Below are 14,172 nucleotides of genomic sequence, written 5' to 3'. Positions count from 1 at the left end.
ACTCTGTGCCGGGTCCAGCATCGAGAGGGACTCATAATATTTTGGATAGCGACGCTTTCCAGACCATATCTCGGCTGGCAATTGCATGAAGAGCGGTATTAATTGCCAGAGTCGCCATCGCCTCACACAGATGGCCTGCAATGGAAAAGTACTGAATAATCCATGGTTTTTTTGCTTTCCACGCATGGTAGGATTCCGCGCTTCCCTGATCATGACCGGAGTACTGAATGGCAATTATTCGCTGGATTCTTGGACGTCTTATTCTGCTTATTGACGCCCTCACTACCCCCCGCGGCATCACACGCCCAACGGAAGATCAGGCGGCGCTGGACAGGCAGACAGCAAATCTCTCTCTCTACCAGTTCAAGGCCTGCCCGTTCTGTGTCAAGGTACGCCGTTTTCTCAAGCGGCACACACTGCGCATCGAAACCCGTGATGCCAAGGGCGATGCACGACATCGGGAGGCGTTGCTGACGGGTGGTGGAGAGATCAAGGTTCCCTGCCTGAGGATCGAGGATGAGCGGGGTGGCAGTCGGTGGTTGTATGAATCATCCGAGATCATGCGTTATCTGGAAGAGAGATATCTGCAGCCAGACCCCTGAGGACGAAACTCGCTTCAGGGACGCGGCAAATCCCGGGAGGCACCGCCCCGGCACCCGAGTATGTCTATCCGGAGGTTATTCCCTTTCCGCCAATTCGATCAGCCGATGAATGATCTCATCGCTGTCCCATTCACGCAGCCCCATGGCACGATAGATAATCCGACTTCTCTTATCCAGTACAAAGGTCGCCGGTATACCGGAAAATGACCACTGTTGAGACGCTTTTCCATCCTGATCCAGCAAGATGGGAAAAGTCACCCCGCTCTCCTGGAGAAAGCGCCGAACCATCTCTGGATCATCCTGCATCGCTACCGCAAGCACCACCACACCGGCAGGCTTGAGCCTTTGCCAGGCCTTTTCCAATGCCGGCATCTCCCTGCGGCAGGGAGCACACCAGGTCGACCAGAAGTTGATCACAACCACCTGACCCTGATAGTCGCTCAACTGATGCATGGTCCCATCAAGCCCGGGCAGAGCCAGTCCGGGTGCGGGAACGACGGGAGTCGCCTGTTCCAGCTGAAATAAGCGCATGGAATCGCCGGCTGGGTGACCGGCCTGAAGCAGCGTGCCATAAAACGCCAGCAAACTAGTCAGGACAAACCCGGTCAACCATTGCCAACGGATGGATATATCAGTCGTCGCAGTCGTGCCATCACTTTTTCCAACCGATTGATTCATCGCAGTTCCTGTGGCCACTGTCGTTGCTGTTCAAGTCGAGCCTTCCGCTGCTTTTCCCGCGCCATCTCCAGACTCCATTCAAGCTGGTATTCCCCCTCCTGTTTCACCCAGAACTCATCCGCAGCAATCGCCGACAGTTTGTCACTAAACTTGCCCTCGACCCTGACGTGTTGCAACACAAACTTCAATTTGGTTCGCCAGTCCATATTCGTGATATAGAAGTAATTTCCATCCGCGGTCTGCACCACAAAGTCACGCTCCATCAACACGTGGGGATCATCCTTGTCGGTCGGGCACATCTCGCCTTTTGATGCGCAGCCCAGACCATTCATGCGCCCCTCGATACGATCAGCCCATCCGACACCAGGGATGAGAAGCAGCAGCAGTATCCAGCGGAATCGATTTGTGGTTTTCATAGTCAATCATCTGGGTTTTCGGCCAAGCGCCTGGCACAGGATTACAACATTTTCCGGTGTCACTTAATAAGGACCAGAATATCATGGTAATTATTTCATCAACTACTAATTATCGTACCGTGCGGCCTATCCAGCCCGACATGCAACATTCGCTATTTTCCGCCATAATGAACGGCAGTTTCCGACCTGCCAAGTGAGTCGCTGCATGACACCACCCCATATCCAGACCGCCATACCCCAGAGACGCTACCAACTCGGTTCCTTTCTGGTCAATATTCTGAGCGATGTCAAAACCGATGATCCCGTTGAATACCGCTATATCATGGCGCTGATTGATGAAGGCGAACAGGAACCCTGCCTTTACGTAACCGCCGAAGTCAATCCGCCGGCACAACGCCAGCAGGGACGTTATCGTATCCGGGTAGTGCTGGATGAACAGGAGAAAGAGATGGGTTCCGCCGACGAGTGGGGCGATATTGAAAACTTTTCCATCTTCAGCATGGGTATCGCCGCTAAACTGTATCAGCTGAGCGACGAAGAGCCGAAACGACTGGCATAACCCGCCGTCCGGCTTTCAGCCACCGGGACGCCGATATTGCGGCAGTTTGAGCCCGAATACAATGGCCGCCGCACGCAGACCAAAGCCAACAATAAATGCGCCAATGGTTGAGAGGGTCTCACCCGCATGCACCATCTGCAGTAGCAGATAAGTGGTGGCACCGGCAACCGCTGTGGTGACATAGAGCTCACGGGAAGAGAGTATCAGGGATTCGGAACAGAGCACATCGCGAATAATGCCACCAAAAGTGGCGCTCATCACCCCCATACAGACGGCTATCAACGGCGATGCCCCCTGAGCAAGCGCGATGGCGGTACCGGTGATACAGAAAGTGGATAGTCCGATAGCATCCATCCAGATCAGTGCCCGGTAACGGGAAGTTAGGTAAGGGGCCAGAAAATAGGTGGCCACCGCAGCGACCAGACAGATCATCACCATTTCGGGCCGCTGCACCCAGTATACCGGGGTTGCCCCCAGCAACAGGTCGCGCAGTGTACCGCCGCCCAGCCCGGTAACACTGCCTATCAACAGGAAACCAAGGATATCCATCTCCTTTCTGGCAGCTTCCAGTGAACCGGATACGGCAAAAACTGCAATACCGAACAGGCCAATCCAGTTGATGATACTGCCCAAGTCCACCCCGGTCATGGATTTCGCGTCCGCCTGTTCATAATTCCACCGGGTTACCCATCGGATTTAGTGAATGGAACCATAGGCCGCACCGCCTCGGGACGGTGGGCCCATCTATTTCATCCACTCAAGATGGCGGCAGATGAGCGACAGATCAGATCCGCTCGAAGGCGGCCGCAATCCCCTGCCCGCCGCCGATACACATGGTCACCAGGGCATAACGGCCACCGCTGCGATGCAGTTCATGTATCGCCTTGGTGGTCACGATACTGCCGGTGGCGCCAATCGGATGACCCAGCGAAATACCACTGCCATTGGGATTGGTCCGGTCCATGGGCAAACCAAGATCACGACAGACCGCAATTGCCTGGGCGGCAAACGCCTCGTTCACCTCCAGCACGTCGAAGTCCGCCACTTTGAGACCGGTCCTATCCAGCAGACGCTTCACCGCGGGTACGGGCCCGATGCCCATATAGGCCGGTTCACAGCCGGCGTGGGAGTAGCCGACCAACCTGGCCAGCGGCTTAAGACCTTTAGACTCGGCATATTCGGCAGTCGCCACGACCACGGCCGACGCTGCATCGTTCAGGCCGGAGGCATTGCCGGCGGTGACGCTACCCTCTTTCTTGAATACCGGGCGCAGTTTCGCCATTCCCGCCAGATTGGCGTCGGCACGAAAATGCTCATCCCGCTCAAACAGGGTGGTGCCCTTACGACTCTTCAGCTCGACCGGGACGATCTGATCCTTGAAATAGCCCTTCTCCCATGCCTGGGCGGCGCGACGATGGGACTCAACTGCCAGCGCATCCTGTTCTTCGCGGCTGATGCCCCACTTCTCGGCGATATTTTCTGCCGTCACACCCATGTGGATCCCTTCAAACGGGTCGGTCAGCGCACCGACCATCATATCCACGATCTGTGCATCACTCATGCGCGCGCCCCAGCGCAAGCTGGGTGCAAGATAGCCGGCACGGCTCATATTCTCCGCCCCGCCGGCCACGGCAACGTCACAATGACCAGTCTCAATCTGCTGAACCGCTGAGACAATCGCCTGCAGACCACTGCCACACAACCGATTCAGGGTGAATGCGGGGGTCTCCACCGGCAACCCGCCGGTCACCGAGGCATAGCGCGAGATATACATATCCCGTGGTTCGGTATGAATCACATGTCCCAATACCGTATGCCCGACATCAGCCGGCGCTACACCGGAACGCTCGACGGCAGCGCGTATCACAGTGGCCGCCAGATCCACCACCGGAACATCCTTTAGTCCGCCGCCATAACTACCCACAGCGGTTCGAACCGCACTCAATACAACAATCTCTTTCATCGTGCTCATATCCGCTTTCCTTACGTTATTCAGGGAGAAATAAATCGCTATCATGCTTCCGGTAGCAACGGGCGAACCCTGGACATCATGCCATCCCCAACTACTCTAGAGGAGCCAAAGCGGCTAATGCAAGCTGGTTTAACAGGGGCTTATATTTGACACCGGGCGAATAACATAAATGGCTGCAGGACTGCAAATCAAGCGCCAGAATGGGGGGGTGTGTGCGAACAAATTATCAAAGCGACCCGGCCCGGCGAGCGCTGTCGAAAACAGATGCACTATCAGCGTCCACTGAGGAAAGATAAAAAGGGGTTGATGGAACCACGGATATAACGGCAGTTCCATCAACCCTGTCAGTATTGACCCGGCACAACCGGCCCGTATTATTTTTTTCGCGACCGGCCAGGGGCAATTCCCTTGGGATTGCTGCAACAGGGTGGCTCCGGCGCATGGGCGTTCTCCCGGGCATTGCGATCCAGATACTGAAACCACCCCGCCTTCCTGACCGACCACCAGCTATCCGCGGCCGGAAACCCGATCGACTCCAACCGTTCCAGGATTTGCCGGAAGTCAATCCTGGTCTGGTCGTAGGTGACCCGAATCCGCCTGCGTCCCGGAACAATCTGTACCAGACGGATTCCTTCCAGCGCGGACAGGGATTGCTCCAGCAAAAGACCATCCGCCTCGTGGGAGAGTCCGGGAACAGCGATCCAGTGCCGGGTATCCCAGACGCCACGCATCTTGATGAATTGATCCCTGCTCATGGCGTCTATCCCCGGTTAGCTCTGGCTGCAGCATCACGCTGCACCCAGTTCTGATAGATCTCCCGGGGCCACTTGGACTGGAACCAGGCGATGACGGCGACAATCTCGTCATCCGTCAACTTGCCCGTCCAGGCCGGCATATCGCCCTGCCCCCCGGGCGAGCCGTTCTTGATGGTGTGGAACAGGATATTCAGCGGATGATGCCAGGCATGTCCGCTGCCGTTCAGCGGTGGTGCCGGATACTTGCCGTCAGGACCGGCTTTACGCCAGTTGTCCGCCCCCTCGGCCCGTTTACCATGGCAGGAGGCACAATTCTCCTGGAATACCCGGGCGCCGGCACTGACCTGTTCAAATCCGTACCAGGGTTTTACGATCACCGCAGCCGGTTGTGCTGCCTTATTGGCAGGAGTGGCAGGGTTGGCGGACTGCTCATCGGAACAGGCGACAAGCAACAGGGACAGCAATCCCGTAATAATTAGTTGGAATTTCAAAATACGCTCTCCAGAGCATGGCCCGTGGGCCGTATAAATCGATACCTTGGCGTTTAGCGCCTGCGGTTAAGCCAGAGAATAGATCAGGAGCGTAGGGAAGGTGGTCGCAGCAGCGTGGCTGGAATGGGGCCGGGTGTCCATATACTGCTGGCGTTCTGAAACAGTTGTCCAGCGCAAACCTGCAGGCCATACTCAACGGCAACACCCGGTTGTGTCCCGAAAGAGCCGTCACAGTGATCGCCGCAGCAATCCTCATCGGCTGGGGAGTTGTGGGTCATATCGACGCAATGGACACCGGCTGCGGACTGCACGCAATCGGCTTTCATGGTGTGCTGCTGGGACATCGGAACAGGCTTGCTCACCTCAGCCACAAGGGCATGGCTGAAACTGAACGGCAGCAGGCTGACAAACAGGGTCAGCATGATTACGAACCGTTTTTTCAGCAGGTAGCTCATGGTGCGGAACAATCCTCTATTCGATATCGACTGTCAAGGTGGTGCGGTAACAGCCCCGGCCAGTAATACGACCTCGGCCATCCGTCCAAGTTTACAATTTGCCCGAAACAGGCGGAAACCATACAAAACAATTCCACCATCTGATCTGTCGCAATATTAATTACATCGGTACTTGCTAAACTATTAATCAGAATAAAAACGGGGAGTCCTATGGATCAGACATTACAACGCCTGCTGAACGCCGAACAAAGGGCGGAAGCTATCGTGCATGAGGCGGATCAAGAGCGTGACCGGATTATCCAGGGCGCATTGCAGGAGGCGCATGCCGAAGAGGAGCGATTCGAGACACGGATTCCGGAGCTGCACGATGCCTTCATCGAGAAAGCGGAACAGCGGGCCCAACAGACCAACAGTGAACTGAAGAAACGCTATGACGAGCATCACGTCCAGCTGCGCAACCTGGCGGAAGAACGTGAAGCCGAGGCGCTGGAAGCCGCGTATCAACTGTTGACCGATCCTGAAGCGGATCGGTAAAGGGATTCCGGCAACACGAATGATCAGCATGTCCAGCCAGAGTTATCTCAAAGCCCGCGCCTCCGTGATGTCGGGGCAGCTGATTGACGAGGATGCGTTTGAGTCACTGCTGCATGCTCCCTTGCCGCAGCTGGAGGGACAGTTCGGACTGGAAGGCATCAGCGACCGTGGCTTGAGTCCTGCGGAACTGAACCGCACCATTGAGCGGGGCCTGATCAACCAGCTGATGAATGAACTGTCGATACTGTTGCGGCCACTCAACGGTGCGGCAAGAGAGAGCCTGATCTACTGGTCACGTAAATTCGAACTGTACAACCTGAAAGCACTGATCCGCGGCAAGCTGAACAACCTTCCCTATGACCTGATCCGGGAGAGCCTGCATATTTTACCTTCCCGGATCAGCCTGCCCCATGAAGCCCTGTTACGCACTGAAAATGTCCCCGAGCTGCTGCGCCAGCTTGAACGTACCCCCTATGAGGCCATTGCCCGTCAGGCACGCCAGGTCTATGAAGAGAAAAATGAGTCCTTTTCTCTCGATGCGACGATCGATCTTCGTTACCATGCCGGCCTGCTCAAGCATGCGCAAAGCTGCGACCGGGAAGACCAGGTACCGCTGCTGAAACTGATCGGATCACTAATCGACCGGCAGAATCTGCCGTGGCTGTTGCGCTATCGCCTCAACTACCAGCTATCACCCACCGAAACCTACTACCTGATGATCCCTTCGGGTCGTCATATTCACGCCGAACTGCTGAAGCAGTTGGTCAATATGCAGGGGATGCCGCAGATCCTGGAGGCACTGCCGGCACCGCTGGATAGCCGGCTGGCTGGTTCCGGCACGATTATGGCGGTTGAGCTGGCGATGACTGAAGACCTGAATCATCAGGCCAGAAGATGTCTGCAGTTCAGCCCGTCGGCCGTGACCCGCTCGCTGGCTTACATGATGCTGCGGGAGATGGACCTGCGACGGGTGTTCGCCATCATCCAGGGCCGGGTACTGACGCTGGATGAACAGCTGATCCGACAGGCCGCCGACCTTGATCGGGAGGTAACTGGTGTTTAGACCCCTGCCGATGAAACAGGTACTGATTCAACTGCTGGCCGATGACCTGCCGCGGGCCGCGCTCACCCTGGCCGAACTGGGCGTCTTCAGCCCCTGCAGCAAGGAGGGATTCAACGAGCATTTCCCGAATATTCCCGGCGCGCACTATCGTGAACTCTATCACCAGGCCTGTTCACGGCTGCAGAAAATCGAGTCCCACATCACGCTCAGGCCGGCCCTGTCAATCTCACCGACCCGCGTCATCAGCGAGCAGGAGCTGAACACCACCAATGAGTGGCTGGGTGAGGTGTGGGAGCGCTGCTCTTCATTCGAGGAACATTTCCGGCGACTCACGGACGAAGAGCACATGCTCAATCAGCTCGAGCAGACGCTGGATAACTTTGCTTCGCTGAATATCGACCTCTCGCTTTTGCACGGTGAGCGGCTGTTTCTCGATCTCCATGTCGGTATGCTACCCAGCGTAAATGTCCCAAAGCTGCGTGAAGCCATCGGCCTGGCGGACTACCTGCTGTTCAGCTATCTGGAGAACAGCAACAACACCCATGTCATTATCATGGGTTCCAAGGGGGCTCGGGAACAGGAGTTGAGGTCGGTACTGGATACCGCCGGATTTCATGCCCTGGAGATACCCCCGGAGCTGGATGACAAGCCGGATAGAATAAGAACGGATCTGCAACAGCGCAGAAACGCCGTCGCCCTGGAGCGGGCAGAGCGCCAGCAGGCAATGCAGGCCTGCGGGGAAGAACTGCGCGCACAACTGGAACAGTCGCGGGATCTGCTGATCCTGGCCGAATCCTTTGTGGCAATGGAGGATGCCGCGCGCAATGTGGGCCATCTGGCGATCATCTCCGGCTGGGTACCCGAACGTGAATTGAAACGGGTCGAATCCGCCCTGCACACCACGCTGGACAGTCCCTTCCAGATCACCGCAAGCACACCGTCCCGGGCAGAGCACCGGGAGGTACCCACCTATCTGCCGGTCAACTGGCTCACCAGCGCCTTCTCCTCGCTGGTCAAACAGTACGGCGTACCGCGCTATGGCGAGATCAATCCCACCCTGATCTTCGCACTCTCATTCATTGCCATGTTCGGCATGATGTTCGGTGATGTGGGACATGGCGCAGTCATCGTATTAGCCGCCTGGCTGGGCAGAAAGCGGCTGAAAAGTTTCACCCCGTTTGTCATCTGTGCCGGTCTCTCGGCCACGCTGTTCGGTTTGCTATACGGCAGTCTGTTCGGCTATGAGCATCTGTTTCACGCAGTCTGGATAGCGCCGCTGTCCGATCCGCTCTATATGCTCAGTATGGCCCTGTTCTGGGGCATCGGCTTCATGGTGGTGATCAGCCTGCTGTATATACACAACCGTCTGGTTTCCGGCGAAATCAGCCACGCGTTGTTTGACACCAATGGCGTGGTCAGCATCACCCTCTACCTCAGTGTGCTGAGTGGTGCCTACAATTTTTACCAGTCCGGTAGTTTTGGCTGGCTGCCTGCAGCGCTGAGTATTTTCACCCTGCTGACCCTTCTGGCATTTAAATTGATCGAGATTCACGCCCCCCCGGGAGAGCGGATGCTGGTAGCCACCATCGAGACCTTCGAGACCCTCACTGGCTATGTCTCCAACACCCTGTCGTTCCTGCGTGTCGCAGCCTTCAGCCTGAACCACGTGGCACTGGCCATTGCAGTATTCACGCTGGCCGAGATGATGGAGGGCACCGGGCACGTGCTGATGGTGATCGGCGGTAATCTGTTCATCCTCATTCTGGAGGGTGCCATCGTCACCATCCAGGCACTGCGACTGGAATATTACGAGGGATTCTCCCGCTTCTTTTCCGGAGACGGCGAAGAGTTCAAGCCGCTGAAGCTCTCACTGCAGGGGGCAAAATGAGCAGATTTTCACAGAAATCCGCAGGATGGGCGAAGCGAAGCATGTCCATCAACTCCGTTGAAAAAACCCAGGGCGGGCCCTGTCCGCCACAACAAAAACACGACCGTATCTAATATCAAGCACAAGGAGTAAGCACATGTATTGGCTGATCACACTGATGACCCTGGGCATCCTGGGCCTCATCATCACCGGGATACTCATCGAACTGCACCCCAGCAGGGGGATCGGCGGCCGCCGCTGGTTCAAACCGGCCATCGGCAGCAATCTGCTGCTGTTTGCCGGGGCCCACGCACTGCTGGTCTTCTTCGGCATCCAGGAAGCCGCTGCCGCACCGGCCGTTGCCGAGGCCGGCGAGATCTCCCTCGGCATGGGGCTCGGCCTAATCGGCGTCGGCATACCCACCGCATTCAGCACGGTAGCCGCCGGCATTGCCGTGGGTCCTATCGGTGCCGCCTCACTGGCGGTACTGGCGGAGAAGCCGGAAATCTTCGGTCGCACCCTGATCTATCTCGGCCTGGCCGAAGGCATCGCCATTTATGGCCTGGTGATGAGTATTCTGCTGCTGGACAAACTGTAAACCGGGATTTCTATGAATAGTGTGGATGATCAAGGTACGCCAACCCGCATGATGTTCATGGGTGAGGCATCACTGACTGACGGTTTCAAGTTGATCGGTTTCGAGACCTGGGCCGATCCCACGCCCGAGATACTGGACCAACAGTTGGAGCAATTGCTTAAACAGCGTGAAAAGGCGTTCATCATCCTGGGGCATACCCTGGCCAATAGCAATTCCCCAATGTTGAAACGGGTTCGCTCAGAGGGAGGGCACATCATTGTCACCCAGATCCCCGCCCTGGCCGACCCGGATAACTTCCAGTGTGAGATAGACGACAGACTGCAGTTGCTGCTTGGCGGCGGACTGCAGATCTCTCAGGAGTAGTCATGGAACAGGTACATGAACTTGAATCGGCCATACTGGAGCGAGCAAACCGGCTCGCGGTCGAATACCGCGAACGGGCCGGACGCAGTCGCGACAATATCCTGCAGGAGGCGCACAAACGGCTGCATCTGCGGGAAGAGCGCGAGGTGCTGCTGGCCAAATCCAATGCGGAGCGCACCTTTCGAAGACAGGTACAGGCCCATGAGCTGAAACTGCAAAAAGAGATGGATCACCTGCGCTGGAATCTGGTGATGACGGTAAAGAACCAGTTGCGCGAGCGGATTCGCGCCCTGGTCGAAGACGAAAAAAGCTATCTGCCACTATTGCGTTCTCTCATGATCAGCGCGGCACGGGATTTCGAGCGGCAAAAGCTGGTGGCCAGCTTCAACTCACGTGACCTAAGCCGGGTGCAACCGATATGGGATGAATTCGCCAGGACTGGAACGGCGGATAAACAGATCAGCCTCAACACCACGCCCATCACCTGTGCGGGTGGCGTGATCATCAGCAGCGAGGATGGGCTGATCCGCTTCGACAACAGCTTTGAGGGCCGCGAAGAGCGGCTGGCCGACCGGCTGCATCAGCTGATTCTGGAACGCCTCTTTCCCGCCGGCACTCTTCAAGACAACCTGAGCAGTATGCGATGAACAGAACAGACAAACAGGGCACGATCCGTGAAATCAACGGCCCGATCCTCACCATCCATCTCCCGGGTATTCGGAACGGTGAGCAGGTCAAGATCGGCGAACTGGGACTGTTCGGCGAGGTCATCGCCCTGAAAGGTGAGACCGCACTGGTGCAATCCTATGAATCCACCGAAGGGGTGCGACCGGGTGAACGGGTGAACGGCCTCGGCAGGCCGCTGTCGGTCGAACTGGGCCCCGGGCTGCTGGGCAGCATTTTCGATGGTGTGCAGCGGCCACTGGACAAGGTGTTTCTGGAATCGGGCGACCATATCGGCCGGGGTATCAATCTGCCCGCCCTGGACCGGGAGCGAAACTGGCACTTCACCCCGGAGCCGGATATTGAAATCGGCAGCACCCTCTCAGCGGGACAGCTTCTCGGCCGGGTTCAGGAGAGCGCCATTATCCAGCATCGCATCCTGGTACCTCCCAATCTGTCCGGAGAGCTGCTGGAATTGGCACCCGAAGGGGAGTACCGGCTGGATGATCCGATCGGCCGCCTGAAACTGCCCGACGGCAAAAACCACAAGCTGATGCTCTACCAGCACTGGCCGGTACGCACCCCCCGCCCCTATCTGCGCAGGGATCATGGCCTCTCGCCGTTGATCACCGGCCAGCGCATACTCGACACCTTCTTTCCGCTGTTGAAGGGAGGCAAAAGCGCCGTCCCCGGACCCTTCGGCGCCGGCAAAACCGTGGTGCAGCAGCAGATCGCCCGCTGGTCCAATGCCGATATCGTCATCTATGTCGGCTGTGGTGAACGGGGTAACGAACTGGTGGATGTGCTGGAGACCTTCCCGCAACTGCAGGACCCCTACTCCGGGCACAAACTGATGGAACGCACCCTGCTGGTGGCCAACACCTCCAACATGCCGGTAGTGGCGCGGGAGGCCTCGATCTATGTCGGCATCACCATGGCGGAATACTATCGCGACCAGGGTTACGATGTGGTGATGCTGGCCGACTCCACCAGCCGCTGGGCCGAGGCCCTGCGTGAGGTATCCGGCCGCCTCGGCCAGATGCCGGTGGAGGATGGCTATCCAGCCTATCTCGCCTCCCGGCTTGCCGCCTTCTACGAGCGGGCCGGACGGGTCGAGACCCGGAGTTGCGGCAAGGGCTCGGTCACCCTGATCGGTGCGGTATCACCCCCCGGTGGCGACTTCTCGGAACCGGTCACAGCCCACACCAAGGAGATCATCCAGACATTCTGGGCGCTCTCCAAAGAGCTGGCGGATGCCCGCCACTACCCGGCCATCGACTGGGTCGGCAGCTTCTCCGAGCATGTCGCCACGGCCGCCGAATGGTGGCACAAGGAGATCAGCCCCGACTGGCAGCACCGGCGCAAGCAGGCGCTGGGACTGCTGGCGCGGGATGCGGAACTCTCCCGCATTGTCAATCTGGTGGGGCCGGAGGCACTCTCCTCCGCCCAGCGCTGGGAGCTGGAGGGAGCAAGCCTGATCAAGGAAGGAGTACTGCAGCAGAGCGCCCTGGACCCGGTGGATACGTTCTCGTCACCCGAGAAACAGTTCCTGCTACTGGATATGGTGCTGATGATCTATGACCGGGGGGCGGAATTGATTGAACTGGGTATCTCGGTACAGGAGTTGACCGACCTGCCGCTGATGGCCAAGGCGCGACGCGCCAAGCAGACCTTCAGCAGCGAACAGAGCGACAAGATTCGCGCACTCATGGAGGAGTTCAAACAGGCCTTCGCCAAGATCCGGCTGGAGTACGCCAAGTTCAAGGAGCACGCACAATGAGCGCCAGAGAGTATCGCACCGCCTCATCCGCCCAGGGCAGTCTGCTGGTGGTACAACAGGCCCCCAATGTCGCATTTGGTGACCAGGTACTGATCCGGGATCATCTCAACAACCTGCGCAATGGCCAGGTGATTCGCACCAGTGAAGACGAGGCACTGATCCAGGTCTACGAAGGCACCGGCGATCTGGACCTGGAGAACACCTGGGTGCGTTTTCTCGATCAGCCACTGGAGATCAATCTGTCACCGGAGATCCTCGGCCGTATCTTCAACGGTATCGGCAAGCCCAAGGACAACCGGCCACCGATCCTCTCCAACGTGCGACGCAACGTGAACGGCTCCGCCATCAACCCGGCGGCCCGCACCTACCCCCGTGAATTCATCCAGACCGGCATCTCCTCCATCGATGGACTCAACTCACTGGTACGCGGACAGAAACTGCCGATCTTCTCCGCCTCCGGCCTGCCGCATAACCGACTCGCCGCACAGATTGTCCGACAGGCCAAACTGGTGGATCAGGAGAGCAGCTTTTCGGTGGTATTTGCCGCCATGGGGGTCTCCTATGCGGACGCCCGTTTCTTCCAGGAGGAGTTTGCCGACTCGGGGGTGCTGGGCAATGTGGTGATGTACATCAATCTGGCCGATGACCCACCGGTGGAGCGCCTGGCACTACCGCGGGTAGCGCTGACCGCGGCCGAATATCTCGCCTTTGACCTGGACCGGCATGTGCTGGTGGTACTCACCGACATGACCAACTATGCCGAGGCGTTACGTGAAGTGGCCACGGCCAAGGGAGATGTGCCCTCGCGCAAGGGCTATCCCGGTTATCTCTACTCGGACCTGGCGGAGATCTATGAGCGCTCCGGGCGGATCAAGGATCGCCACGGTTCCGTCACGCTGGTGCCGGTGGTCACCATGCCTTCCGACGACATCACCCACCCGATACCCGATCTGACCGGGTATATCACCGAGGGGCAGATCGTGTTGAGCCGGGAACTGCACAACCAGGGGGTCTATCCACCGGTCTTTATCTCCCCCTCCCTGTCACGCCTGATGAAGGACGGCATCGGCAAGGATGATACCCGGGAAGACCATCCACGGGTGGCCAACCAACTCTATGCCATGTATGCCAAGGCTCTGGAGACACGCAATCTGGCAGCCATCATCGGTGCCGAAGAGCTGTCGGAGCGGGACCGCCGCTACCTGAAGTTTGCCGAGGCATTCGACAGCCAATTCATCGGTCAGGGAGAGGATGAGGACCGGTCAATTATCGAGACCCTCAATCTCGCCTGGGAACTGCTCAGTATGTTCCCCAAGGACATGTTAACCCGGGTCAGCGAGACCGATCTGGCCAAGTACCACCGGTCCGACAAGTAG

17 protein-coding genes are annotated in these 14,172 nt (G+C 57.7%); 10 read left to right on the top strand and 7 right to left on the bottom strand.

Annotation, left to right across the window (positions count from 1 at the left end):
• Nucleotides 1-227 precede the first annotated feature (227 nt).
• Complete coding sequence (locus A3GO_RS0107810; protein WP_029132927.1) at nucleotides 228-602, top strand: glutaredoxin family protein; 375 nt, start codon at nucleotides 228-230, stop codon at nucleotides 600-602.
• 75 nt (nucleotides 603-677) lie between these two features.
• On the opposite strand, the gene A3GO_RS0107805 is transcribed toward A3GO_RS0107810, so the two are convergent.
• Together A3GO_RS0107805 and A3GO_RS0107800 are read right to left on the bottom strand one after the other, a co-directional pair.
• The gene (locus A3GO_RS0107805) at nucleotides 678-1,133 is read right to left on the bottom strand and encodes a TlpA family protein disulfide reductase (protein WP_169720384.1); all 456 of its coding nucleotides are present in this window, start codon (nucleotides 1,131-1,133) and stop codon (nucleotides 678-680) included.
• Nucleotides 1,134-1,276: 143 nt separating this feature from the next.
• Nucleotides 1,277-1,696: a hypothetical protein gene (locus tag A3GO_RS0107800; protein WP_029132925.1), complete on the bottom strand. Its 420-nt coding sequence runs from the start codon at nucleotides 1,694-1,696 to the stop codon at nucleotides 1,277-1,279.
• 205 nt (nucleotides 1,697-1,901) lie between these two features.
• On the opposite strand from A3GO_RS0107800, the gene A3GO_RS0107795 reads away from it, so the two are divergent.
• Nucleotides 1,902-2,255, top strand: a complete 354-nt coding sequence (locus tag A3GO_RS0107795) for a hypothetical protein (RefSeq protein WP_037374939.1) — start codon at nucleotides 1,902-1,904, stop codon at nucleotides 2,253-2,255.
• A gap of 15 nt (nucleotides 2,256-2,270) precedes the next feature.
• Here A3GO_RS0107795 and A3GO_RS0107790 read toward each other — a convergent pair whose 3' ends face one another.
• From A3GO_RS0107790 to A3GO_RS0107770, 5 genes are all read right to left on the bottom strand, one after another.
• Complete coding sequence (locus tag A3GO_RS0107790; RefSeq protein WP_029132923.1) at nucleotides 2,271-2,903, bottom strand: trimeric intracellular cation channel family protein; 633 nt, start codon at nucleotides 2,901-2,903, stop codon at nucleotides 2,271-2,273.
• Between the two features lie 136 nt (nucleotides 2,904-3,039).
• Nucleotides 3,040-4,227 (bottom strand): acetyl-CoA C-acyltransferase family protein, encoded by a 1,188-nt coding sequence (locus A3GO_RS0107785; RefSeq protein ID WP_029132922.1) that lies wholly within the window; start codon nucleotides 4,225-4,227, stop codon nucleotides 3,040-3,042.
• A 374-nt stretch (nucleotides 4,228-4,601) separates the two neighbouring features.
• Complete coding sequence (locus A3GO_RS23060; protein ID WP_037374937.1) at nucleotides 4,602-4,982, bottom strand: heavy metal-associated domain-containing protein; 381 nt, start codon at nucleotides 4,980-4,982, stop codon at nucleotides 4,602-4,604.
• A 5-nt stretch (nucleotides 4,983-4,987) separates the two neighbouring features.
• Entirely contained in the window at nucleotides 4,988-5,473 is a 486-nt protein-coding gene (locus tag A3GO_RS0107775) for a c-type cytochrome (RefSeq protein WP_029132921.1), read from the bottom strand.
• Nucleotides 5,474-5,556: 83 nt separating this feature from the next.
• A complete protein-coding gene (locus tag A3GO_RS0107770; protein ID WP_029132920.1) occupies nucleotides 5,557-5,928 on the bottom strand; it encodes a hypothetical protein in 372 nt (123 codons plus the stop codon).
• A 210-nt stretch (nucleotides 5,929-6,138) separates the two neighbouring features.
• Between A3GO_RS0107770 and A3GO_RS0107765 the strand changes: the two genes are divergently transcribed.
• The 8 genes from A3GO_RS0107765 (at nucleotide 6,139) to A3GO_RS0107725 (ending at nucleotide 14,172) form a co-directional block, all read left to right on the top strand.
• Nucleotides 6,139-6,462: an ATPase gene (locus tag A3GO_RS0107765; RefSeq protein ID WP_029132919.1), complete on the top strand. Its 324-nt coding sequence runs from the start codon at nucleotides 6,139-6,141 to the stop codon at nucleotides 6,460-6,462.
• Between the two features lie 28 nt (nucleotides 6,463-6,490).
• Complete coding sequence (locus A3GO_RS0107760) at nucleotides 6,491-7,525, top strand: V-type ATPase subunit (protein WP_051302020.1); 1,035 nt, start codon at nucleotides 6,491-6,493, stop codon at nucleotides 7,523-7,525.
• A complete protein-coding gene (locus A3GO_RS0107755) occupies nucleotides 7,518-9,413 on the top strand; it encodes a V-type ATP synthase subunit I (protein ID WP_051301960.1) in 1,896 nt (631 codons plus the stop codon). Before A3GO_RS0107760 ends, A3GO_RS0107755 begins: the two co-directional genes overlap by 8 nt.
• Before the next feature lie 136 nt (nucleotides 9,414-9,549).
• The gene (locus A3GO_RS0107750; protein ID WP_029132916.1) at nucleotides 9,550-9,990 is read left to right on the top strand and encodes an ATP synthase subunit C; all 441 of its coding nucleotides are present in this window, start codon (nucleotides 9,550-9,552) and stop codon (nucleotides 9,988-9,990) included.
• Nucleotides 9,991-10,002: 12 nt separating this feature from the next.
• Nucleotides 10,003-10,353, top strand: a complete 351-nt coding sequence (locus tag A3GO_RS23055; RefSeq protein WP_037374932.1) for a V-type ATP synthase subunit F — start codon at nucleotides 10,003-10,005, stop codon at nucleotides 10,351-10,353.
• A gap of 2 nt (nucleotides 10,354-10,355) precedes the next feature.
• Nucleotides 10,356-11,000, top strand: coding sequence for a V-type ATP synthase subunit E (locus A3GO_RS0107735; protein WP_029132915.1), 645 nt, complete (start codon nucleotides 10,356-10,358; stop codon nucleotides 10,998-11,000).
• On the top strand, nucleotides 10,997-12,796 hold the full coding sequence (locus A3GO_RS0107730) for a V-type ATP synthase subunit A (RefSeq protein ID WP_029132914.1): 1,800 nt from the start codon (nucleotides 10,997-10,999) through the stop codon (nucleotides 12,794-12,796). Before A3GO_RS0107735 ends, A3GO_RS0107730 begins: the two co-directional genes overlap by 4 nt.
• Nucleotides 12,793-14,172: a V-type ATP synthase subunit B gene (locus A3GO_RS0107725; protein ID WP_029132913.1), complete on the top strand. Its 1,380-nt coding sequence runs from the start codon at nucleotides 12,793-12,795 to the stop codon at nucleotides 14,170-14,172. Before A3GO_RS0107730 ends, A3GO_RS0107725 begins: the two co-directional genes overlap by 4 nt.

This window comes from Sedimenticola selenatireducens DSM 17993 (genome assembly GCF_000428045.1).
In the GTDB taxonomy this organism is placed as follows: Bacteria; Pseudomonadota; Gammaproteobacteria; order Chromatiales; family Chromatiaceae; genus Sedimenticola; species Sedimenticola selenatireducens.
Note: the sequence above shows the minus strand (reverse complement) of the source record. Positions and strands in the feature narration are given on the sequence as shown.

Bases quoted from the DNA above. Each gene is read 5' to 3' on its own strand.
- A3GO_RS0107810 (WP_029132927.1), top strand. From the start codon at position 228: ATGGCAATTATTCGCTGGATTCTTGGACGTCTTATTCTGCTTATTGAC.
- A3GO_RS0107805 (WP_169720384.1), bottom strand. From the start codon at position 1,133: ATGCGCTTATTTCAGCTGGAACAGGCGACTCCCGTCGTTCCCGCACCC.
- A3GO_RS0107800 (WP_029132925.1), bottom strand. From the start codon at position 1,696: ATGAAAACCACAAATCGATTCCGCTGGATACTGCTGCTGCTTCTCATC.
- A3GO_RS0107795 (WP_037374939.1), top strand. From the start codon at position 1,902: ATGACACCACCCCATATCCAGACCGCCATACCCCAGAGACGCTACCAA.
- A3GO_RS0107790 (WP_029132923.1), bottom strand. From the start codon at position 2,903: ATGACCGGGGTGGACTTGGGCAGTATCATCAACTGGATTGGCCTGTTC.
- A3GO_RS0107785 (WP_029132922.1), bottom strand. From the start codon at position 4,227: ATGAGCACGATGAAAGAGATTGTTGTATTGAGTGCGGTTCGAACCGCT.
- A3GO_RS23060 (WP_037374937.1), bottom strand. From the start codon at position 4,982: ATGAGCAGGGATCAATTCATCAAGATGCGTGGCGTCTGGGATACCCGG.
- A3GO_RS0107770 (WP_029132920.1), bottom strand. From the start codon at position 5,928: ATGAGCTACCTGCTGAAAAAACGGTTCGTAATCATGCTGACCCTGTTT.
- A3GO_RS0107765 (WP_029132919.1), top strand. From the start codon at position 6,139: ATGGATCAGACATTACAACGCCTGCTGAACGCCGAACAAAGGGCGGAA.
- A3GO_RS0107760 (WP_051302020.1), top strand. From the start codon at position 6,491: ATGTCCAGCCAGAGTTATCTCAAAGCCCGCGCCTCCGTGATGTCGGGG.
- A3GO_RS0107750 (WP_029132916.1), top strand. From the start codon at position 9,550: ATGTATTGGCTGATCACACTGATGACCCTGGGCATCCTGGGCCTCATC.
- A3GO_RS23055 (WP_037374932.1), top strand. From the start codon at position 10,003: ATGAATAGTGTGGATGATCAAGGTACGCCAACCCGCATGATGTTCATG.
- A3GO_RS0107735 (WP_029132915.1), top strand. From the start codon at position 10,356: ATGGAACAGGTACATGAACTTGAATCGGCCATACTGGAGCGAGCAAAC.
- A3GO_RS0107730 (WP_029132914.1), top strand. From the start codon at position 10,997: ATGAACAGAACAGACAAACAGGGCACGATCCGTGAAATCAACGGCCCG.
- A3GO_RS0107725 (WP_029132913.1), top strand. From the start codon at position 12,793: ATGAGCGCCAGAGAGTATCGCACCGCCTCATCCGCCCAGGGCAGTCTG.